Origin of the sequence: Lysinibacillus sphaericus, assembly GCF_002982115.1 — a bacterium.
GTDB classification, from domain to species: domain Bacteria; phylum Bacillota; class Bacilli; order Bacillales_A; family Planococcaceae; genus Lysinibacillus; species Lysinibacillus sphaericus.
In genome coordinates this window covers 811027-829825 of record NZ_CP019980.1, presented here as the reverse complement: position 1 = coordinate 829825, position 18799 = coordinate 811027, and the positions used below count along the sequence as shown (strand labels likewise).

Genomic DNA, 18799 nt, shown 5'->3' with positions numbered 1-18799 from the left:
CCCTTTTTATTTCCTTTTTGTTTACTGAATACTTGGCTTGTAAAACGAACGATTATCGAGTGGGAATAGTCGCTCTGTAAATTCTCCAGGAGCCGTTTTACCCAATGCTCGCGTAAGCATATTCATTTTTGCATCAATGTTATCAATATAATGTAAGATTTCCGCTTCTTGAATCATCGGTTTTTTCGGACTGCCCCATTCTTCTTTCCCGTGATGTGAAAGTACTAAATGTTGTAAAAGCATCACTTCTTCGCCTTCGATTTCAAGCTCACTTGCGATTTTAGCTATTTCATTGACCATAATGGTAATATGACCAAGTAAATTCCCTTCCACTGTGTACATTGTTGCCACAGGTCCAGATAATTCAACAACTTTACCTATATCGTGTAAAATAATGCCCGCGTATAACAAATCACGATTTAACGTTGGATACAAATCAGCAATTGCTCTTCCTAGTCTCAGCATCGATACCATATGATCCAGCAAGCCAGAAGCATAATCATGATGGTTTTTTGTTGCTGCTGGATATACTAAAATAGCATCCTGGTGCTTTTTAATAGCTGCACGTGTAATACGAGAAATATTCGGATTTTTAATATCGAAGAAAAATTGTGTTAATTCTTCGTAAAGCTGTTCTTTTGGAGTAGCTGCAGAAGGAACTAAATCATTTACTGCAATTCCCTCCTCTGGTTTTGCCACACGAATCGTTTTAATACGTAATTGATTTTTCCCGCGATAGTCGTGAATTTCTCCACCTACATGGACAATCGCCTCTGCATGATACATTTTTTCATGCTCTTCGTTTGTGTCCCATAGTTTCGCCTCAATATCTCCACTTTTATCTTGTAATAATAGTGACATAAATGGCTTACCTACAGTGGTAACCCCTTTTGTCGACTGTTTAATTAATAAAAATTGATCAACTGATTCTCCTACTTGGAGCGTCGTAATACCTTTCATGTGGACGTCACTCCCCTTTCATTTGCTAGTGCTCCTAGATCGACAATTTGTTCTTTTTGCCAAAGTTCGAGCATCCCTTCATGGCAAGTAAAATATAAAATTTGACGTTCATATCCTACTTCTTTCATCAATTGTACCATTTTGTTTGTACGGTTTCGATCAAAATGGACAAAAGGATCATCCATAATAAACGGGAATGGTGCTGAAGTTGCAAGGGTTTTCGCAAGTGCCATTCGCAGAGAAATATAAGCTTGCTCCTTTGTGGCTTGTGATAATTCTGCCACATGATAGCGTAATCCAGAAACAGCTTGTGCTTCGAAATAGCCTTCTTCATGAATAAAGAGCTTATCGTAACGACCAGCTGTTAAGGAGTGGAAAATAGCATTTACTTGCGTAAGGACATGTGGCAATTTCTCCTCACGTAGGCGGAATAATGTTTCATGAATTGCGGTTGCCAACATTTTTTTACTAGCCCATTGTTCTATCAGTTGTTGCAATAGTGCTTTTTCTTGCTCAAATTGTTGCAGCAATAGTCCATATTTTTCATCATTGAGCAATTGTTCTTTTTCAATCTGCAATGTAGCTCGTTCTTCTAGACATTGATCAATTGTTACTTGAAGGGCATTACGCTCTTCCTCTAATGCGTGTATTTTTTCGTAAAGTTGTGCCCCATTTAGCAAACGCTCTTGCTGCTGTATTTCTAAAGAAGCCAACTGATTTTGAATTGTTTGTAATTGTGCCTGTAGTTTTTGTTGCTGCTGAAAGTGCTCAAACATCTCATAAAAAGCGTGTTCTGAATTGACGTTTGCGCTAGTAAATAACTGTGCGATTTGTGATTCATAGTTTTGCAAAAGTGATTGTACCTCTTGCTTTTTTGATAGTAGCTGGGCAACTTGTTCTGTTGTTTGCAACATTTGTTGTTGTGCCTGCTGAATCGCTAAATAGCTTGCACGCAGATGCATAAAAATTTCCTGCTCACTATATTCATTTTTTAAAACTTGCTGTACCGCTTCATAAAGCTCGTTTTTTTCATTTTGTATCGTATGCAAAAGCTTGAATGTGCTCCTTTGCTTTACGTCCATTTCCTGTACAGTGCGAATGCGCATAAACAACTCCGGCAATAAAGTCCTTGGCACATTTCCTTCTAAACGAAAACGCCGCAAAAAGTTTTCCAGCATTTGATTTGCTTCAGCGCTTGTTTGTTCAGCTTGTTGAATTTTATGTTCGAGCTGTGCATATTGGCGTTCTTTGTCGCGCTGTTGTTCATTAGCTACTATCCACCGATCTTCAAGACGCTGTTTTTTCGCAAGCAACTGTTGAACTAAGTGTTCTTCTTGCTCTAGTTCCTTTAGTAAGTGGCTATTACGCTCCAGCGGCTCTTCTTCCACTTGTTTAACATGTTTTAAAAACAATAAGAATAATAACCCTAAGATGGCTCCAATCACAATGACCGCCCAATTCTTTTCAACAACACCATAAACAACTGCCACAATACTTAAAGCTAACACGAGATAGATAAAAAGTATCGGTTGCTTTGGTTTCGAGCGTTGTAACGGAACATGTCGTAATTGTTCCAAGCGCCTTTTTTTCTGGGGCCACTGTGCTAAAATATGTTCTTCCTCAGCAGTTAATGCCTCCTGTTGAAGCTGCTTTTTCTGTCTAGTAATGCTATCTAATTCCTCATGTATTTGCTCCAATGATTGTAAATAAAACTTTAACTCTTCTTCTGTTGTACTTAATACGGTCAAGTGTCGTTGAAATTGTTCCTCTTGTTGTAAAGATACAGTTCCCTCCAGAAGTATTGCTTGCGCTTCATTTTCTTGCACACCTAATAAACGAAACTGGGCTTCGATGTCTTGCTGTAAGACAAATAGCTCGTCCTTTAAGTTCTGTTCTTTAACAACAAGCTGATTCCACGTTGCTTCTTTATGCATCAGCCTTGTCATTTCTTCAATGGTCTGTTCATCCGCAGTCAATTGTAGCTTACTTTGTAGAGCTTGATATTGGTCCTCTAGTTGCGTCAGTTGCAACGTTTCATGCGTTAATTGATCTTTTAACTGTTCATAGCGTCTAATCCCTTCTGGAGGGAATTGAACAGGTGCATTGCTATTCAGTGACTGCTGTAGCTTATCTTGCTGTTCAATAAGTGGCAGCGCTTGTTTCATGATAGTAAGTTGTTGCCATTCATGTTGCAATGTTTTTTGCTGGTTGTATAATTCCTTTAACTGGTGTTCGAGATGCTGTAATTTGAGCGACTTAGCTTCAAAGGTCTGAATGGTCGCCTGTTCTTTTTTAATCGTCTTTTCAAGCTGCTTTAAATGTTCAATCTTTTGATTAATAAGTGGTAGCTTCCCAGATTTTTTAAAAAGTTCGCCAGCATCTTTGTCTAATTTCTTTTCAAGTGCAGATAGTTGGTGAATACCGGTCGTTCCCGATGCGAGCAATAAATGCGTCAGTTCATCCTCCGACATTTTTTCGATGCCTTGTAGTTCATGAATGGAAAATGAAAAAATAGCTTCGAATGATGCGCGTGAATAGCCATACAAAAGCTTCGCTAACAGTTCCTCATGCCCCTTTGTACCATCTCCTGTATAAACTGTGACATCGCCCGTTGCCTTTCCTTTTACACGTTCAATTGTACACTGACCATATATTGGGTGTTGAATGGTCAACTGACCGCCAAATTTCGGTGATGTCTTCGGCTCATATTTCCGCTGGCTTTGCTGCTTTGTTGGAAAACCAAAAAGCATCTGCAATATAAATTGTTGGATTGTCGTTTTCCCAGCTTCATTCATACCGTAAAAAATGGTCACACCATCTTGGAGAGAAATGGTGATATTTTCATGTTTACCAAAGCCGTAAATGTGGATTTTCTGTATCGTCAACAAAGTTCTCACACCCTTTGAATTTCATCCGCTAATAACGCCTGCGCCTCAAGCTTCAAATGCTCAATTTCTCTTTCCGTTAAAGGTTCAACAAATCTCGCACCACTCGCATGTTGGTACAAATCCTTTAAAATATCCTTCCACTCCGTAATGTCCCATTGATCCATAACGCTTATGACCGATTGTGTTATAGCTGTCGATTCAGAAGAAGCTATACTTTTGTGGATAAATAGTTTTTGCACCCACCCCATCGGTTCAATGCCATCCTCTGCTTCCCGAATAGTTTCTAGCCATTCATCTATCGTGGCATGTTCAAATAATGTTTCAGCTTCATCATCTATATGGTGTAAGTGCAAGTCAATAACTGATGCACCATATTCCATGCGATTGTTGGCGATAGCCTCCTCGCATTTTTGCAGTAACTCGTTAGCATGCATTACATTTGTACAATCCACTTCCACGACGTTATAAACAACAGCAGAAGTTGGTACAAATGTTAAATTAGCAGTGGTTTGTGACAAGGTTACATCGTAAAATCCTTTTACACCTTGTTCATTACGATGGCGGCTTTGAATATTACCTGGATAAACAATAGGTGGTTCTTTGTGTAATAACTGTCGTTTATGAATATGGCCAAGCGCCCAATAATGATATCCTTTTGCAAGAAGTTGTTCTTTTTTAAATGGTGCATAAACCGCGTGCGTTGAATCACTGGCTTCACTGCCATGCAACATACCTATATGGATTGCATGCTGATCCTGCGCCACTGGATAATGATGGATCATCGCTTCTTTTACATGACGCTGACCATAGCTGAAGCCATAAATATTGACCTGCTGACCACGAATTTTTAATTGCACAACACTCGTATCTGCTGGTAACTCGTAGACATTGCTTGGCAAGGCAAAGCGTGTCCAAGAACCATGTAAATGATCGTGATTGCCATAGCTGACAATAACGGGGATGTTATGCTCAAAAAGTGTTTCCATTGCTGTTTGAAAACGTCTTTGTGCCTGTAAGCTACGATTTTCTCCATCATAAATATCCCCAACAATCAGCAAGAAATCTGGTCTTTCTTCGATTGCCCTATGAATAATTTTATCAAATGCTTCAAAGGTACTTGCTCTAATTTTCTTAAGATTATTGTCAGGTAATCCAAATAAGCCTTTAAAAGGACTATCTAAATGTAAATCTGCCATATGGAAAAAACGAATTGCGGACATCTAATCACCTCTATAAATAAATTGAATCTCATCATTAAGTCTAGATTTTAATTTTTTTTGTAGATTTGTGCCTATCTACAGAAAGGATGAATCAAAAGCGAATATTTGTTCTATTTTATCATACTTCCTACAATATGAGAAACGAATTCATGTAACAGCTCTTCTTAAGGTTGTACTAAATTTTCCACAATTTTCGTAAATTATCGAAATATTCGCTAGATATACCGTGAAGTTTATATTTCTTCTATGTATAATAGAGATATAATTTAGTAAAGGGTGGGGTTTGTGTATGAATAATTATCGTTTTACAGCTTTTGAGAAAACTGGTGAAACTTTGTATGATGAAACTTGGACATTTGAAAACGATGAAGCTGCAAAAGTAAACGGTCAACAGCAAATCGAAGAAAAGGGAGTTGCGGAAAAAACACATCGCCTTGTTAACTCTTCTGGAAAATTAATATTATTCCATGTTTAAATGATGACGCATGTCACATTGTAATTAGCTATATCTTTGAAAATAGGTAAGCCCCGCCACTTCGCTTTTTGTGGTCGAGCATCGAGCATTCTCTTTTGCATCATGCATGCAACGGAATCTCGTTGTCTCGCTACAGAAATGTTCGTGGCGGGGCTTACGTTGTATAGTCTATTGTTATCAAAACATCAATCGTACTTTTATCCAGCCTGTTCTTTGCTAAGCTGTGACCTATACCTCAATTACAGGAATGCCTTATTGTCCTACAAAGACAGGTGTTCTTTTTTCAACAAATGCATGAATGCCTTCTAAATGATCTGCCGTTTTTCGCATAGCTGATTGCCCTTGAGCTTCCATCGCTAAAATGCTCTCTAATTGAGGCATATTCTGACTATGCAAAATTCTTTTTGTCATAATCATTGACGCAATTGGTGAAGCAAGCATCTTTCCTACTAACTGATCAGCCACTGCAAAAACCGACCCTTCAGGTGCAACATAATCAATTAAGCCTACGCTATGTGCTTCCTCGGCTGTTAGCACTTTTCCTTCCCAAATCATTTGTTTTGCCTTTACGGTACCAATTCTTTCCTTCATAAAGAAATGACCCCCACCATCTGGTATTAAGCCAATCCCGATAAAGTTCATTGCCAGCTTGCTATTTTCACAAGCGACGATAATATCTGCACCAAGTGTTAAACTAAATCCTAACCCCGCTGAAGCACCATGAACTGCTGCTATTACAATCATTGGTAGTTGGTAATAAGCCTTAACAATACGAGTTAAATAGCCCATTGCCTCATCAATATTTAACGGCTTATTAGGATCAAGCATTGCTTTAATATCCCCACCCGCAGAAAAAACTTTACCTTCCCCGCGAATAACTAATACCTGTATTTCCTGTTCTTGCTGCAATGCTTCAAAGCACTCCGCTAATTCACGCATCATCACATCATCCATTGCATTCATAGCTTGTGGTCGATTGAGTGTTAATGTTGCACGACGCTCTAATTTTTCTAATGTAATTGTTGAAAATTCCATGTCCCACACCCCCAAATATGAATAGTCATTCACTATGTACTATTCGTCTTTTTTTGGAAAACTCCTTCTGTTCTACGCAAAATAGCTGTTGTTATGCTATATTTAATGTCGAATAATGAAATTAAAGGTGGGTATTTTTGTGACACAAAAGGACTTTCGTGTATTACTTTATTATAAATATGTTGCTATCGAGGATCCTGTAGCATTTGCAGCAGAGCATTTAGCATTCTGTAAAGAACTTGGTTTACTCGGTCGTATTTTAGTAGGATTAGAGGGCATTAACGGGACAGTATCTGGTACGGTTGAGCAAACTGAACGCTATATGAATCATATGAAGGCAGATCCTCGTTTTAAAGATATTATGTGGAAAATCGATGAAGCAGAAGGACATACCTTTAAAAAAATGCATGTACGTCCTCGTAAAGAGATTGTCCACCTAGGGCTAGAACAGGATATTAACCCATTAGAAATAACGGGCGATTATTTAACACCTAAGGAATTTATGACGCGTATGCAGGCAGATAATACCGTTATTATCGATGCCCGAAATGATTATGAATATGATTTAGGACATTTCCGTCATGCTGTGCGTCCAGATATTGAAAATTTCCGTGATCTTCCTGCTTGGATGGAGGAACATAAAGAGGATTTTGCTGGTAAAGATATTTTAACTTATTGCACAGGCGGCATTCGCTGCGAAAAGTTCTCTGGTTGGTTAAAGCGTGAGGGCTACGGTGAAAGTGTCGGTCAATTACATGGCGGCATTGCCACGTATGCTAAAGACCCTGAAGTTCAGGGACAATTATGGGATGGACAGATGTTTGTTTTTGACCGCCGTCGCAGTGTGCCGATTAATCAAGTAGAGCATGTGATTGTTGGCAAAGACTATTTTACAGGAGAGCCAACAGAGCGTTATACAAATTGCGCGAATCCGGAATGTCATAAATTAATGCTATGCGAGGAAAAGCATGAGGCATTTTATATGCGCAGCTGTTCAGATGATTGCCGACGCGCAAAACGTAATTTCTTTGTTGAAGAAAATGGCTGGACAAAAGAGCAAGTGGAAGAACAAATCGCAAAAATTGCACAAGTTCAACGTCAAATTGTTTGAGTGACTGGCACTGCGGGCACGTTGTAAGCCGCAAGCGGCTTACATTTCGTGCTTCCCGCAGATACCCTAATTGTGTGAGTGACTGGCACGGGCTAAATATCGTCCTACTTGCCGTCCAGTGAATAAACATCCTCCAACAAATGTGCCTTCCAACGCGCGGTATCCGTGTACCCCACCGCCACCGAAACCACTCACTTCTCCAGCTGCAAATAACCCTGGCATTGGTTGACCGTCCATACCAATTACAGCCCCATCTAAATTGGTTTGTAATCCCCCTAATGTTTTACGGGTTAAAATATTTAAGCGCACCGCAATTAATGGCCAATTTTTTGTATCCAACATTTTATGAGGCTTTGCAACGCGCACGACCTTATCACCAATATAATTTCTCGCTCCGTAAATGGCATTCACTTGGACATCCTTCGTAAATTTATTATCCATTTCGCGATCTCGTGCTAGAATTTGTTCCTTAATTTTTATAAAATCAAGCAAGTCATTACCTGCAAGCTTATTCATACCATCGACGAGTTGCTTTAAATCGTTCGCTATAACAAAATCCTCACCATGATTTTTGAATGCTTGAATCGGCGCAGGTGGACCAGGCAATATACGTTTCAGCAACTGCGGGATGCTTCTATTTGTTAAATCTGGATTTTGCTCTGAACCCGATAAAGCAAACTCCTTTTCAATAATTTTCTCCGTTAAAATAAACCATGAATAATCATAACCTGTTTTTTGAATAGCCTCTAATGTACTTAATGTATCAAACCCTGGAAAGTTGGGTGTCCCAAAGCGATTTCCCTCGGCATCAAACCACAAGGAGGAAGGGCCTGGTAAAATACGAATACCGTGATTGGGCCAAATTGGATCCCAATTTTTCAATCCCTCTGTATAATGCCACATACGATCACGATTAACGATACGGCCACCTACATGTTCAGTAATTTCTAGCATTCGGCCGTCTACATACGCTGGTACACCACATACCATATTTTTTGGTGGTGCCCCAAGTCGAGCTGGCCAATTTTTGCGCACTAAGTCAATATTGGCACCAATACCACCACTTGCTACAATAACCGCATCTGCTTCATAGGAAAATGCACCAATGCCAAGACGTGAGCTTTGCTCTCCACGTTGGGCAAAGCTTTCTGCTAAAATTGTGCCACTTATTCCTGCAATTTTGTCGTCTTTTTGTATAAATTCATCGACACGGTGCCTCGGCTTAAAATCTACCAAGCCTTCCTTAATCGCTTTTTTCACTTTATCGGCAAATGGCTTTACAATCCCTGGGCCTGTTCCCCAGACAATATGAAAACGCGGAACTGAATTACCGTGACCACCTGCTAATGAGCCCCCACGTTCAGCCCAACCAACAACAGGGAAAAACTTTATTCCGAACGATTTAAGCCAAGCGTATTTTTCTCCGGCAGCAAAATCTACATACGCTCGTGCCCATTTGTAAGCCCATGCATCCTCATCTTGCAATCGGTCAAAACCAGCAGTCCCTAGCCAATCCTGCCATGCAAGCTCTTTACTATCCTTAATGCCAAGCCTCTTTTGCTCTGGTGAATTTACTAAAAAGATGCCACCAAAAGACCAAAATGCCTGTCCCCCCATCGAATTTTCAGGCTCCTGATCCACTAACAGTACACGCTTCTTCGCATCTATTAATTCACAGGCGGCAACAAGTCCAGCCAGTCCAGCACCAACAATCGCTACATCGTATTTCATACCCACACCCCCTAAAATCTAAATCCAGCTTTCTTTACATACATTCTTCTCTTGTTGTTGCTTTACCTTCTAACTTATTATTACTTTGCCAAAAATGTTTCAGCACAAAATTGTTCGCCTTCCGCATCAAAATAAAGAAAGTTTATTGGAAATAATCTATTATATTCCAATAATTATTTATTGTTTTTTTATCATTTCATTCTCTAGAAATCCCCATGTCACCTGTCTTGACAGATTCGTTAGCGCTTACATTGTCCTCTACAAAAAGACGAACATTATTAAATTAAAAAGTTAATATAGTTCGTTTTTAGGTATTTTTCAGACTTTTGAAGTGAGGAATTTTAATCTTTTTTCGATTTATTGTTGACAAAGGTGAACAATAAGGATTATGATGTTATCAAATTTAATCACACAAAAATATAACGACGGAGACACGCTAGTCGAAAGAAAATCCAAAGAGAGCTGATGGTTGGTGTAAATCAGTGATTTCTACGATATAGTTCCACTCCCGAATAGATAAGCCGAAACTGTCAAAGTAAGCCTATCCGTCACATGCACGTTACGCATATAGCTAAGACTGCAACGAAATCCTTTCGTTCAGTGATTAAGGGTGGTACCGCGAACCTATATTTATTCAGCCTTTCGCCCCTTACGACACAATACCTGTGTTTGTAAGGCGTGGAGGGCTTTTATATTGTTTCGAATAAAGAAAGGAGATTGTTTGCATGCTGTAAGATGCCGCAATATTACAAAATCCGGACTGTCACATAGAGACACCACTAATAATTTTATTTAAAAGGAGCTAATTACAAATGACAACTGCAACAAAAACTATTAACGTATTTATCGCTGACCCACTAAGTGAAGATGGTATTTTCCCACTACGCCAAGAAAAAGATTTAAACTTAAACGTTATTATTGATACTGGGCTAGCACCAGAGGAGTTAATTGCAAAAATCGCTGATATTGACGTATTACTTGTGCGTTCTCAAACTACTGTGACACGTGAAGTAATCGAAGCTGCAAAAAATTTAAAATTAATTGGACGTGCTGGTGTAGGTGTTGACAACATTGACCTAGCTGCTGCAACAGAGCATGGTATTATCGTAGTCAATGCTCCAGATGGTAACACAAACTCTGCAGCTGAACATACAATCGCCATGATGACTTCTCTTGCTCGTCACATTCCACAAGCTTTCAACACACTGAAAAACGGTAAATGGGACCGTAAATCATATGTTGGGGTTGAGCTTAAAAATAAAACATTAGGTGTTGTTGGCTTCGGTCGTATCGGTGTAGAAGTAGCTTACCGTGCAAAAGGGCAACGTATGAATATTATGGCGTACGATCCATTCTTAACTGATGAACGTGCAAATGAATTAGGTGTAACAAAATCTACTGTAGAAGAAATTTGTGCTGCTGCTGATTTCATTACAGTACACACACCATTACTTCCTGAAACACGTAACCTTATTAACAAAGAAAAATTCGCTATGATGAAAGATGGCGTACGTATCATTAACTGTGCACGTGGTGGTATCATCAATGAAGACGATTTATATGATGCGATTGTAGAAGGCAAAGTAGCAGGTGCAGCACTAGACGTATTCGTTTCTGAACCAGCGACTGATCATAAATTACTAACTTTACCACAAGTGATTGCAACACCTCACTTAGGTGCATCTACAATTGAGGCGCAAGAATCTGTAGCAGTTGACGTTTCTAATGACATTATTAAATTCTACAAAACAGGTACAGTAACAAACCCAGTTAATATGCCTTCAATTCCAAAAGAACTTCTTGCACAAGTAGAACCTTTCTTTGAATTAGCTGAAAAACTTGGTTCATTCTTATCACAAGTTACAGTAGAGCCTGTAAAAGAGATTAACTTATCTTATGCTGGTGAAGTAGCAAATTACGACGTACGTCCTTTAACTTCTAATGCATTAAAAGGATTACTAGCTAAAAACCACGGCAACCATGTCAATGACGTTAATGCTCGCTACTTATCTGAACGTATCGGCATGAAAATTAACGAACATAAAACAACTACTGCTAAAGGATTTACAAGCTTAATTACGATTGAAGTAAAAACAGCAAATGAAACACATACAGTAGCTGGTACATTACTAAATGGCCTTGGCGCACGTATTGTAAAAGTAGAAAACTATGTAGTAGACGTTGTACCAGAAGGACACCTTCTTTACATTAAAAACACAGATAAACCAGGTGCAATTGGACGTGTGGCAACGAAACTAGCTGAAAAAGACATCAACATCGCTACGATGCAAGTGGGACGCGCTGAAGTTGGCGGAACAGCTGTTATGATGCTAACGATCGATAATGTAGTGACAGAAGAAGATTTAAAATTCGTTGCACAACTTGAAAACATCGACGAAGTAAAAGCAATTGACCTTTAATCATTAACATACGCAAGCAGAGAGTGATTACTCTCTGCTTTTTCTTATTCATGAAAAATGGAGTTTATTTTAACAAGTTGGGACAAAAAGAAAAAGTGTTAGATAATCTAACACTTTTGGCTATGCCGTTGTTGTCTGCCCTACTTTTTGTTTGGGTGTTATTTTAACGCAATACAAATATTTTTTGCTTCGGTGAAAAATTCTAGACTATGGTGACCACCTTCACGCCCTACGCCGCTCTTTTTAAAGCCGCCAAACGGGGCACGTAAGTCGCGTACAAACCAGCAATTGACCCAAATTGTTCCCGCCCGCACATCATGTGAAATACGATGTGCACGCTGTAAATTTTCCGTCCAGACCACTGCATTCAATCCATATTCTGTGCCATTTGCAATCGCTAATGCTTCCGCTTCTGTGTCAAATGGAATAATCGTCACGATTGGCCCGAAAATTTCCTCTTGGCAAATACGTGCTTGAGCATTTTCCTGCAAATATATAGTCGGTTGTAGGTAATATCCAGTACTTAAATGTGCTGGTAATTCAGGACGTTTGCCACCATAAATAAGCGTAGAGTTTTCATATTCAGCGATGCTTAAATAGCTAGTTACTTTGTTGTAATGGGCTTGACTTACGACTGGTCCCATATTTGTTTTAACATCTTGCGGATCGCCAACAACTAATGCTGCAGCCGCTTCTTTAAAGCGTGTGAGGAATTCATCTAAAATAGTACGCTGCACTAAAATACGTGATCCTGCTAAGCATACTTGACCCGAATTCATAAATGCTGCCTGAATGGAGACAGGAATGGCCTTATCTAAATTGGCATCTTCAAAAATAATATTAGCTGCCTTTCCACCTAATTCAAACGATACCTTTTTTAATGAATCTGCACCATTTTTCATTATAGCTTTCCCTGTTGTTGTTTCCCCCGTAAAAGAAATTAAATCAACTTCAGGATGTGTCGTCATAAATTCTCCTGCCGACTGAACACCAAAACCATGCACGACATTAACGACCCCATCTGGAATGCCAGCCTGTTGTGCTATCTCCCCAAGTAACGATACGGTTAGTGGAGTAATTTCTGCTGGTTTAATAACTGCCGTATTCCCTGAAGCTAAACATGGCCCAAGCTTCCATGTTGTCAGCATAAATGGTAAATTCCATGGTGTAATTAATGCAGCCACTCCAACTGGCTCATAACGCGTATAATTTAAATACGCATCATCCATTGGATATACCTCACCACCTTGCTGTTCCATAAAATCCGCAAAAAACTTTAAATTTTCTGCTGCCCGTGGGATTTCACGCTCTAATGCTACTTGGTAAGGCTTCCCTACGTCTAATGCTTCTAAGCGTGCTAACTCTTCTTTGCGTTCGATGATGATTTCTGCCATCCGTCGAATTTTTGCACAACGTTCCGATAGTGGCATCGTTCGCCAAGGACCTTCTTCAAAAGCTTGACGTGCAGCTTCACAAGCACGATCCACATCTTCAAAACTAGCTTCGTGAACTTTTGCAATAATTTCCTGAGTCGCTGGATTTTTCACCTCGAACAATGTTTGAGAAGAAGATTCTACATATTCTCCATTTATGAATAGTTTAACTTCCTTCAATTTCGTTTGTGTATTTGCCATGATAGACCACTCCTTACTCTTCATTTTGTCGACGTTGGATGGACTTTCCTGCAATCCCCCAATGAGAACTTGGGATTTCATTTAAACATACACGAACCGTTTCCAGTGGTGCCTCGAGTACCGAAGAAACGGTTTTACTTAGTTCTTCTATTAATAGTTCCTTCTGTTCTTTCGTTCGCCCCTCAATAAACGTTACTTGAATAAATGGCATCTCGACTCCTCCTTATCTATCGCTCCACTTGAACAGATAATGATTCCATTCCATCAAAACTGACAGTAAAGCTATCTCCTGCATGCATTGTAGCAGAACCAGTTAGTGCGCCACTAAGTACAATATCCCCTGCTCGAATATGCTGACCACGGGCAATTAATTTATTCGCCATCCATGCAATGGCTCTTGCTGGATGCCCCATAACGGAACCTGCTGTACTCGTCGCAATCATTTCATCATTTTGTGTAAAAATACAGCCCATATTAACCAGATCCACTTCATTCACTGCATATTTTTGAGAACCCACTATGTAGCGAGAGGAAGAGGAATTATCAGCGATTACATCCGGTAATGTAAAATGGAAGTTTAAATAGCGACTATCAATTATTTCCATGGCAGGTGCAACATACGCAGTTGCTGTCAGTACGTGCGCGACAGTCACTACTGGGCCGACTAAATCTTGCTTAAACACGAAGGCAATCTCTGGCTCAATTTTGGGGTGAATAAGTGATTTTAATGTTATTGGATGTTGGGCATTGACCGCCATATTCGCTAATAACACGCCATAAGTAGGCTCATGCACTCCCATCATTTGCTGTTTAGCTTTGCTTGTTAAACCGAGCTTAAGTCCCGAGATGGATGTTTGCTCATGTTTGCACTTTAGTTCAATAAGTTTGTCTTGAATATCATAAGCTGTTTCAACGGTTAATTCTGGATAGCGCTCGGCAAACTTCGTAACTTCATACACATCCCGCTCTGCTAAAAACAACGCATATGCAATTTGATCTAGCGTATCGGTTTTCATCATCGCTCGTTCCTCCATTCCCTTTATACTGACTGCTTAACAACTGCTAAGTTACGTGCAATCTCTGCTATTAAATCTTCCTGACCACCTACTGCTTTCATTTTGCCAAGTTCTACTAAAATTTCGCGTTCATCTACGTTATATTTTTTCGCTGCTTCTTGAGTGAAGAGTAAAAAGCTTGAGTAAACGCCTGCATAGCCCATCATTAAGCTAGACCCTGTTATTTCCTGTGATCGTGGCATAAATGGTACTACTACTTCATTGGCAACGTCGATTGTTCGATATAAATCAATGCCTGTTTCATAGCCTAAACGATTGAAAACCGCTACCATCACTTCTGTTTGAGCATTTCCACTACCGGCACCTAAACAGCGTAAACTACCATCCACATACGTAGCACCTGCTTCGACTGCAGCCATCGTATTTGCCATAGCGAGTGATAAATTATTATGGGCATGGAAGCCAATTTCACAAGAAACATGCGATTTTAGCGCAGCTACCCGCTCTTTCACCTCATGGGGAAGCATGGCACCTGCTGAATCTGTCACATAGATAATTTCAGCTCCATAACTTTCAAATAATTTCGCCTGCTCCACTATTACTGACGTCGGAGCCATATGTGCCATCATTAAAAAGCCGACTGTTTTCAATCCTAATTCTCGACTTAAATAAATATGTTGACTAGCAACATTGGCCTCGGTAACATGCGTTGCAACTCGCGCCATAGTAGCGCCCGCCTTCACAGCATTTTTCAAATCTTCCTTTAGACCAATTCCAGGTAATATTAAAACTGAAATCGAAGCATCACCACATTCTTCTTTTGCCGCAGCTATTAACTTCAGTTCATCCACTTTCGAAAAACCGTATTGCAAAGAGGAACCACCTAATCCATCCCCATGGGAAACCTCAAAGTATTTCACTTTTGCTTCTCCTAAACCTCTTGCAACATCTCGCACTTGCTGCTCCGTAAATGCATGACGCATTGAATGACTACCATCCCTCAATGTCACATCTAAAATGGTTAGTTGTTTTGTCATCATCCTCACCTCCAATTAGTTCGACTTGACTGTTCCATGTTGCAACTTAGCCATTTGATTTCCGACTTGCACTGCTGCCGCCGTCATAATATCGAGATTTCCTGAATACGGTGGGAAAAAGTCTCCCGCCCCCTCAACTTCCAGAAAAACTGATATTTGTTGACCATCAAAAATAGGCGCACTCGTCATGCGATAACCCGGTACATATTGTTGTACAGCGCTCACAATCTCTTCAATAGCCTTTGTAATTTCTTCTTCCTTGCCACCTTCATTCACTAATACATGTACGGTGTCACGCATCATAATTGGCGGCTCTGCGGGATTTAATATAATAATGGCTTTCCCTTTGTTTGCACCGCCTACTTCCTCTAGCGCCTTAGCTGTTGTGCGTGTAAATTCATCAATGTTAGCACGTGTGCCAGGCCCTGCACTTTTACTCGCCACTGTTGCCACAATTTCTGCATACGTAACATCCACCACTTGATTAATGGCATACACAATGGGAATCGTCGCTTGCCCCCCACAAGTCACCATATTGACATTGTCAACTGCCACGTACTTTTCCAAGTTTGCACACGGCACAACAAATGGACCAATAGCCGCCGGTGTTAAATCGACTATCTTTTTGCCAAGTGCCAGTACTTGTTCACTGTGCGCACTATGGGCATTAGCAGTTGTTGCATCAAACACAATATCGAAGAGCTCTGGACGTGCAACTAAGCCTGCAATCCCATTTGTAATGGTATGATAGCCACGATCTTTCGCACGCTGAATGCCCTCTGATGTTGGCTCTATTCCAACCATTACACTCATCGATAAATCCTCACTGCGCTCAATTTTGTACATTAAATCTGTTCCAATATTTCCAGATCCCAGAATGGCAACTTTCAATTTGACCACTTTTATTTCTCCTCCTTTCTTTTAAACGTGGCGGAAACAGCACCAAGATGAGCAAACTCCGCTGTAAAACTATCTCCATCTTCTATCGTTACGGCTGATGTTAATGCGCCTGCTAAAACTATTTCCCCTGCTTGCAAGCCAATATGGTATTTACTTAGCTTGTTAGCAAGCCATGCTACTGCCCGTAGTGGATTTCCCATTACAGCAGCCGCTGCTGCACTATCAAAAAGCTCGCCATTGCGATAAACATTCATACCAATATGCGGTAAATCTACCTCAGTCAATTTTGTTGGTGTGCCGCCAATAATGACCATTGCGGAAGAACCATTATCTGCTACTGTATCTTCAAAATTAATTTTCCAATCGGTAATACGACTATCAATAATTTCTAAAGCTGGCACAATATAATCTGTCGCTTCGATAACATCCATCTCCGTAATAGAGGGCCCATATAAATCCTTCTTCAAGATAAATGCTATTTCAAATTCCAACTTCGGCTGAATAAAATGATTAAGAGAAATGGTTGCACCGTCCACCTCAACCATATCCGATAAAATATGACCGTAGTCTGGTTCTGTTACTTGAAATTGTTGTTGCATCGCCTTGCTTGTTAAACCAATTTTTTTACCAATAATTTGTTTGCCCATTTGTTGCTTTGCTGCAATTTGAAGTAATTGAATTGTATAAGCGTCATCGACAGTAATATCTGGTACAGTGGACGTTAATGGTGCAATAGGTCGCTTTGCTTCTTCTGCTTCTAATAACTTCTTTGCATAAAGTTGTCTATCCATTGTCAACCTCCTAAGCCTGCATTGTTGTTTCCACTGCAAGTGAGCCGTATCTTCCATTGAAAAATAGTAAGGGCTCTCCTTCTTCTAGCTGAATGTCCTTTACACTGCCGATAAATAAAGTGTGGTCGCCTTCAACATATGTGCTCGCTACTTCACAGCTTATTTGTGCAAGCGCACCCTCAATTGTTGGGGCCCCTTGTAAATCACTGAATTGGACCTCGCGCTTTTCTTTTAGTTGGCCGGCAAATAACATAGACAATTCTTGCTGTTGTGCTGATAAAATATTGACTGTAAATGTACCACTTTGCTTGATATGCTCAAGCATTGAAGCCTTCTCCCCGATCGAGATCACTACTAGTTTTGGATTAAGTGAAACAGACATGAACGCATTTGCCGTCATGCCATGAATAGTGCCATTCACATTTGTTGTAATGACAGTTACACCTGTTGCAAATTTCCCCATTGCATTTCTAAACAGACGATCATCCATTACATAACCTCCTCATCAATTAGTGCTGTCTCAAATACTAAAAAGTAGTAGTTAAGACAGCTATTTAGGCACGCTATTTATTAATCAACATTATTACTCATCTATTTATTTCACTGGAACTTTCACTGCACGATCAGGTGTGCCATATAAGAAATACTCATTAGGTAGAGGTGAGCCATACCAAATAATCGCCTCATCTAACTCATTTTCGCGCCAAGTGATTGGCTTCCAGTCAGGGTCAAAAATGAGATAACCAGAGTCACCAAATAATTCTACTCGGTTTCCACCAGGCTCCATTACATACATGAAATACGCTTGGCTTACACCATGTTTTCCAGGGCCCGCTTCTATTTGAATTCCGTTTTCTACGAAAATATCCGCTGTATCCATTAAATGCTGTGGATAGCCATACCAAAACGCAATATGATGGAAGCGACCACTATTACCAGTTTGATCGTTCATTAATGCCACTTCATGTACTAATGGGCTCACACTCATCCACGCACCAATTTCTTCGTTATTATTTAAGACAATTTGTTCACGTAGCTTAAAGCCTAAATGTTCAGACATAAATTCACGATTTTTTGCTACATCTCTACACATTAAATTGATATGATCTAAACGGCGGGCAGGGACACCCATTAATGGCCTTTTTTGTGGACGGCTTTTTAATAATGTTTTTTGATCTTCCGCTGGCTGGAAATAATCTACTTCCCACAAAATTTCTTGTTTATGACCATCAGGTGTAACAAATTGATAAGCACGACCATGCCCTAAATCGCCATCGATCCAACCTTTTCCATAGCCGCTTTTCTCTAACGATGCAACCCGTCGTTCTAACGCTTCAGGTGAACTTGCACGCCATGCCGAATGGCCAAGACCAGCTTCTTTACCTTCTGTTAACTTTAATGTGTGATGATAAAAATCCTCGTACCCTCGTAAATAAACCGATTGCCCTTCACGCGCTGTAATTTGTAGCCCCATATAATCGGTGAAAAATTTTAAAGATTCCTCTGGTTTTGGTGTAAAAAGCTCCACGTGCGCTAATTGTGCTACATCAAAATTTGTCATCCATCATTCCCCCTGATTTT

General features: G+C 40.0%; 16 protein-coding genes. 3 read left to right on the top strand and 13 right to left on the bottom strand.

Going from position 1 to position 18799, the window contains the following annotated elements:
* Window positions 1–21 precede the first annotated feature (21 nt).
* The 3 genes from yhaM to LS41612_RS04065 are packed head-to-tail and all read right to left on the bottom strand — an operon-like array spanning window position 22 to window position 5068.
* Window positions 22–960 carry a 3'-5' exoribonuclease YhaM gene (gene yhaM / locus LS41612_RS04075; RefSeq protein ID WP_024362296.1) on the bottom strand — a complete coding sequence of 313 codons (939 nt, stop codon included), beginning with the start codon at window positions 958–960 and terminating at the stop codon, window positions 22–24.
* Window positions 957–3845 (bottom strand): ATP-binding protein, encoded by a 2889-nt coding sequence (locus LS41612_RS04070; protein ID WP_233433829.1) that lies wholly within the window; start codon window positions 3843–3845, stop codon window positions 957–959. Before LS41612_RS04070 ends, yhaM begins: the two co-directional genes overlap by 4 nt.
* Before the next feature lie 8 nt (window positions 3846–3853).
* The gene (locus LS41612_RS04065) at window positions 3854–5068 is read right to left on the bottom strand and encodes a metallophosphoesterase family protein (RefSeq protein WP_024362298.1); all 1215 of its coding nucleotides are present in this window, start codon (window positions 5066–5068) and stop codon (window positions 3854–3856) included.
* Between the two features lie 289 nt (window positions 5069–5357).
* On the opposite strand from LS41612_RS04065, the gene LS41612_RS04060 reads away from it, so the two are divergent.
* Complete coding sequence (locus tag LS41612_RS04060) at window positions 5358–5543, top strand: YhzD family protein (RefSeq protein WP_024362299.1); 186 nt, start codon at window positions 5358–5360, stop codon at window positions 5541–5543.
* A 252-nt stretch (window positions 5544–5795) separates the two neighbouring features.
* Here LS41612_RS04060 and LS41612_RS04055 read toward each other — a convergent pair whose 3' ends face one another.
* Complete coding sequence (locus LS41612_RS04055; protein ID WP_024362300.1) at window positions 5796–6578, bottom strand: enoyl-CoA hydratase; 783 nt, start codon at window positions 6576–6578, stop codon at window positions 5796–5798.
* A gap of 139 nt (window positions 6579–6717) precedes the next feature.
* On the opposite strand from LS41612_RS04055, the gene trhO reads away from it, so the two are divergent.
* Window positions 6718–7689, top strand: coding sequence for an oxygen-dependent tRNA uridine(34) hydroxylase TrhO (gene trhO, locus LS41612_RS04050; protein ID WP_024362301.1), 972 nt, complete (start codon window positions 6718–6720; stop codon window positions 7687–7689).
* A gap of 66 nt (window positions 7690–7755) precedes the next feature.
* Here the strand turns inward: trhO and LS41612_RS04045 are convergent, their stop codons facing one another.
* Complete coding sequence (locus tag LS41612_RS04045; RefSeq protein ID WP_024362302.1) at window positions 7756–9420, bottom strand: FAD-binding dehydrogenase; 1665 nt, start codon at window positions 9418–9420, stop codon at window positions 7756–7758.
* 812 nt (window positions 9421–10232) lie between these two features.
* Here LS41612_RS04045 and serA point away from each other — a divergent pair.
* Window positions 10233–11840 carry a phosphoglycerate dehydrogenase gene (serA, locus tag LS41612_RS04040; protein ID WP_024362303.1) on the top strand — a complete coding sequence of 536 codons (1608 nt, stop codon included), beginning with the start codon at window positions 10233–10235 and terminating at the stop codon, window positions 11838–11840.
* Window positions 11841–11998: 158 nt separating this feature from the next.
* Here the strand turns inward: serA and LS41612_RS04035 are convergent, their stop codons facing one another.
* The 8 genes from LS41612_RS04035 to LS41612_RS04000 all read right to left on the bottom strand — a co-directional run bounded on the left by LS41612_RS04035 (window position 11999) and on the right by LS41612_RS04000 (window position 18779).
* The gene (locus LS41612_RS04035; RefSeq protein ID WP_024362304.1) at window positions 11999–13474 is read right to left on the bottom strand and encodes an aldehyde dehydrogenase; all 1476 of its coding nucleotides are present in this window, start codon (window positions 13472–13474) and stop codon (window positions 11999–12001) included.
* Between the two features lie 13 nt (window positions 13475–13487).
* Window positions 13488–13685: a 2-hydroxymuconate tautomerase family protein gene (locus tag LS41612_RS04030; protein ID WP_024362305.1), complete on the bottom strand. Its 198-nt coding sequence runs from the start codon at window positions 13683–13685 to the stop codon at window positions 13488–13490.
* A gap of 16 nt (window positions 13686–13701) precedes the next feature.
* Window positions 13702–14493 (bottom strand): 2-keto-4-pentenoate hydratase, encoded by a 792-nt coding sequence (locus LS41612_RS04025; RefSeq protein ID WP_024362306.1) that lies wholly within the window; start codon window positions 14491–14493, stop codon window positions 13702–13704.
* 20 nt (window positions 14494–14513) lie between these two features.
* Window positions 14514–15527: a 4-hydroxy-2-oxovalerate aldolase gene (dmpG, locus tag LS41612_RS04020; protein WP_105928884.1), complete on the bottom strand. Its 1014-nt coding sequence runs from the start codon at window positions 15525–15527 to the stop codon at window positions 14514–14516.
* 15 nt (window positions 15528–15542) lie between these two features.
* Window positions 15543–16427 carry an acetaldehyde dehydrogenase (acetylating) gene (locus tag LS41612_RS04015; protein ID WP_024362308.1) on the bottom strand — a complete coding sequence of 295 codons (885 nt, stop codon included), beginning with the start codon at window positions 16425–16427 and terminating at the stop codon, window positions 15543–15545.
* Between the two features lie 2 nt (window positions 16428–16429).
* Window positions 16430–17218: a 2-keto-4-pentenoate hydratase gene (locus LS41612_RS04010; RefSeq protein WP_024362309.1), complete on the bottom strand. Its 789-nt coding sequence runs from the start codon at window positions 17216–17218 to the stop codon at window positions 16430–16432.
* Between the two features lie 10 nt (window positions 17219–17228).
* Window positions 17229–17708: a flavin reductase family protein gene (locus tag LS41612_RS04005; protein WP_024362310.1), complete on the bottom strand. Its 480-nt coding sequence runs from the start codon at window positions 17706–17708 to the stop codon at window positions 17229–17231.
* A 105-nt stretch (window positions 17709–17813) separates the two neighbouring features.
* Window positions 17814–18779: a catechol 2,3-dioxygenase gene (locus LS41612_RS04000; protein ID WP_024362311.1), complete on the bottom strand. Its 966-nt coding sequence runs from the start codon at window positions 18777–18779 to the stop codon at window positions 17814–17816.
* Window positions 18780–18799: the final 20 nt, after the last annotated feature.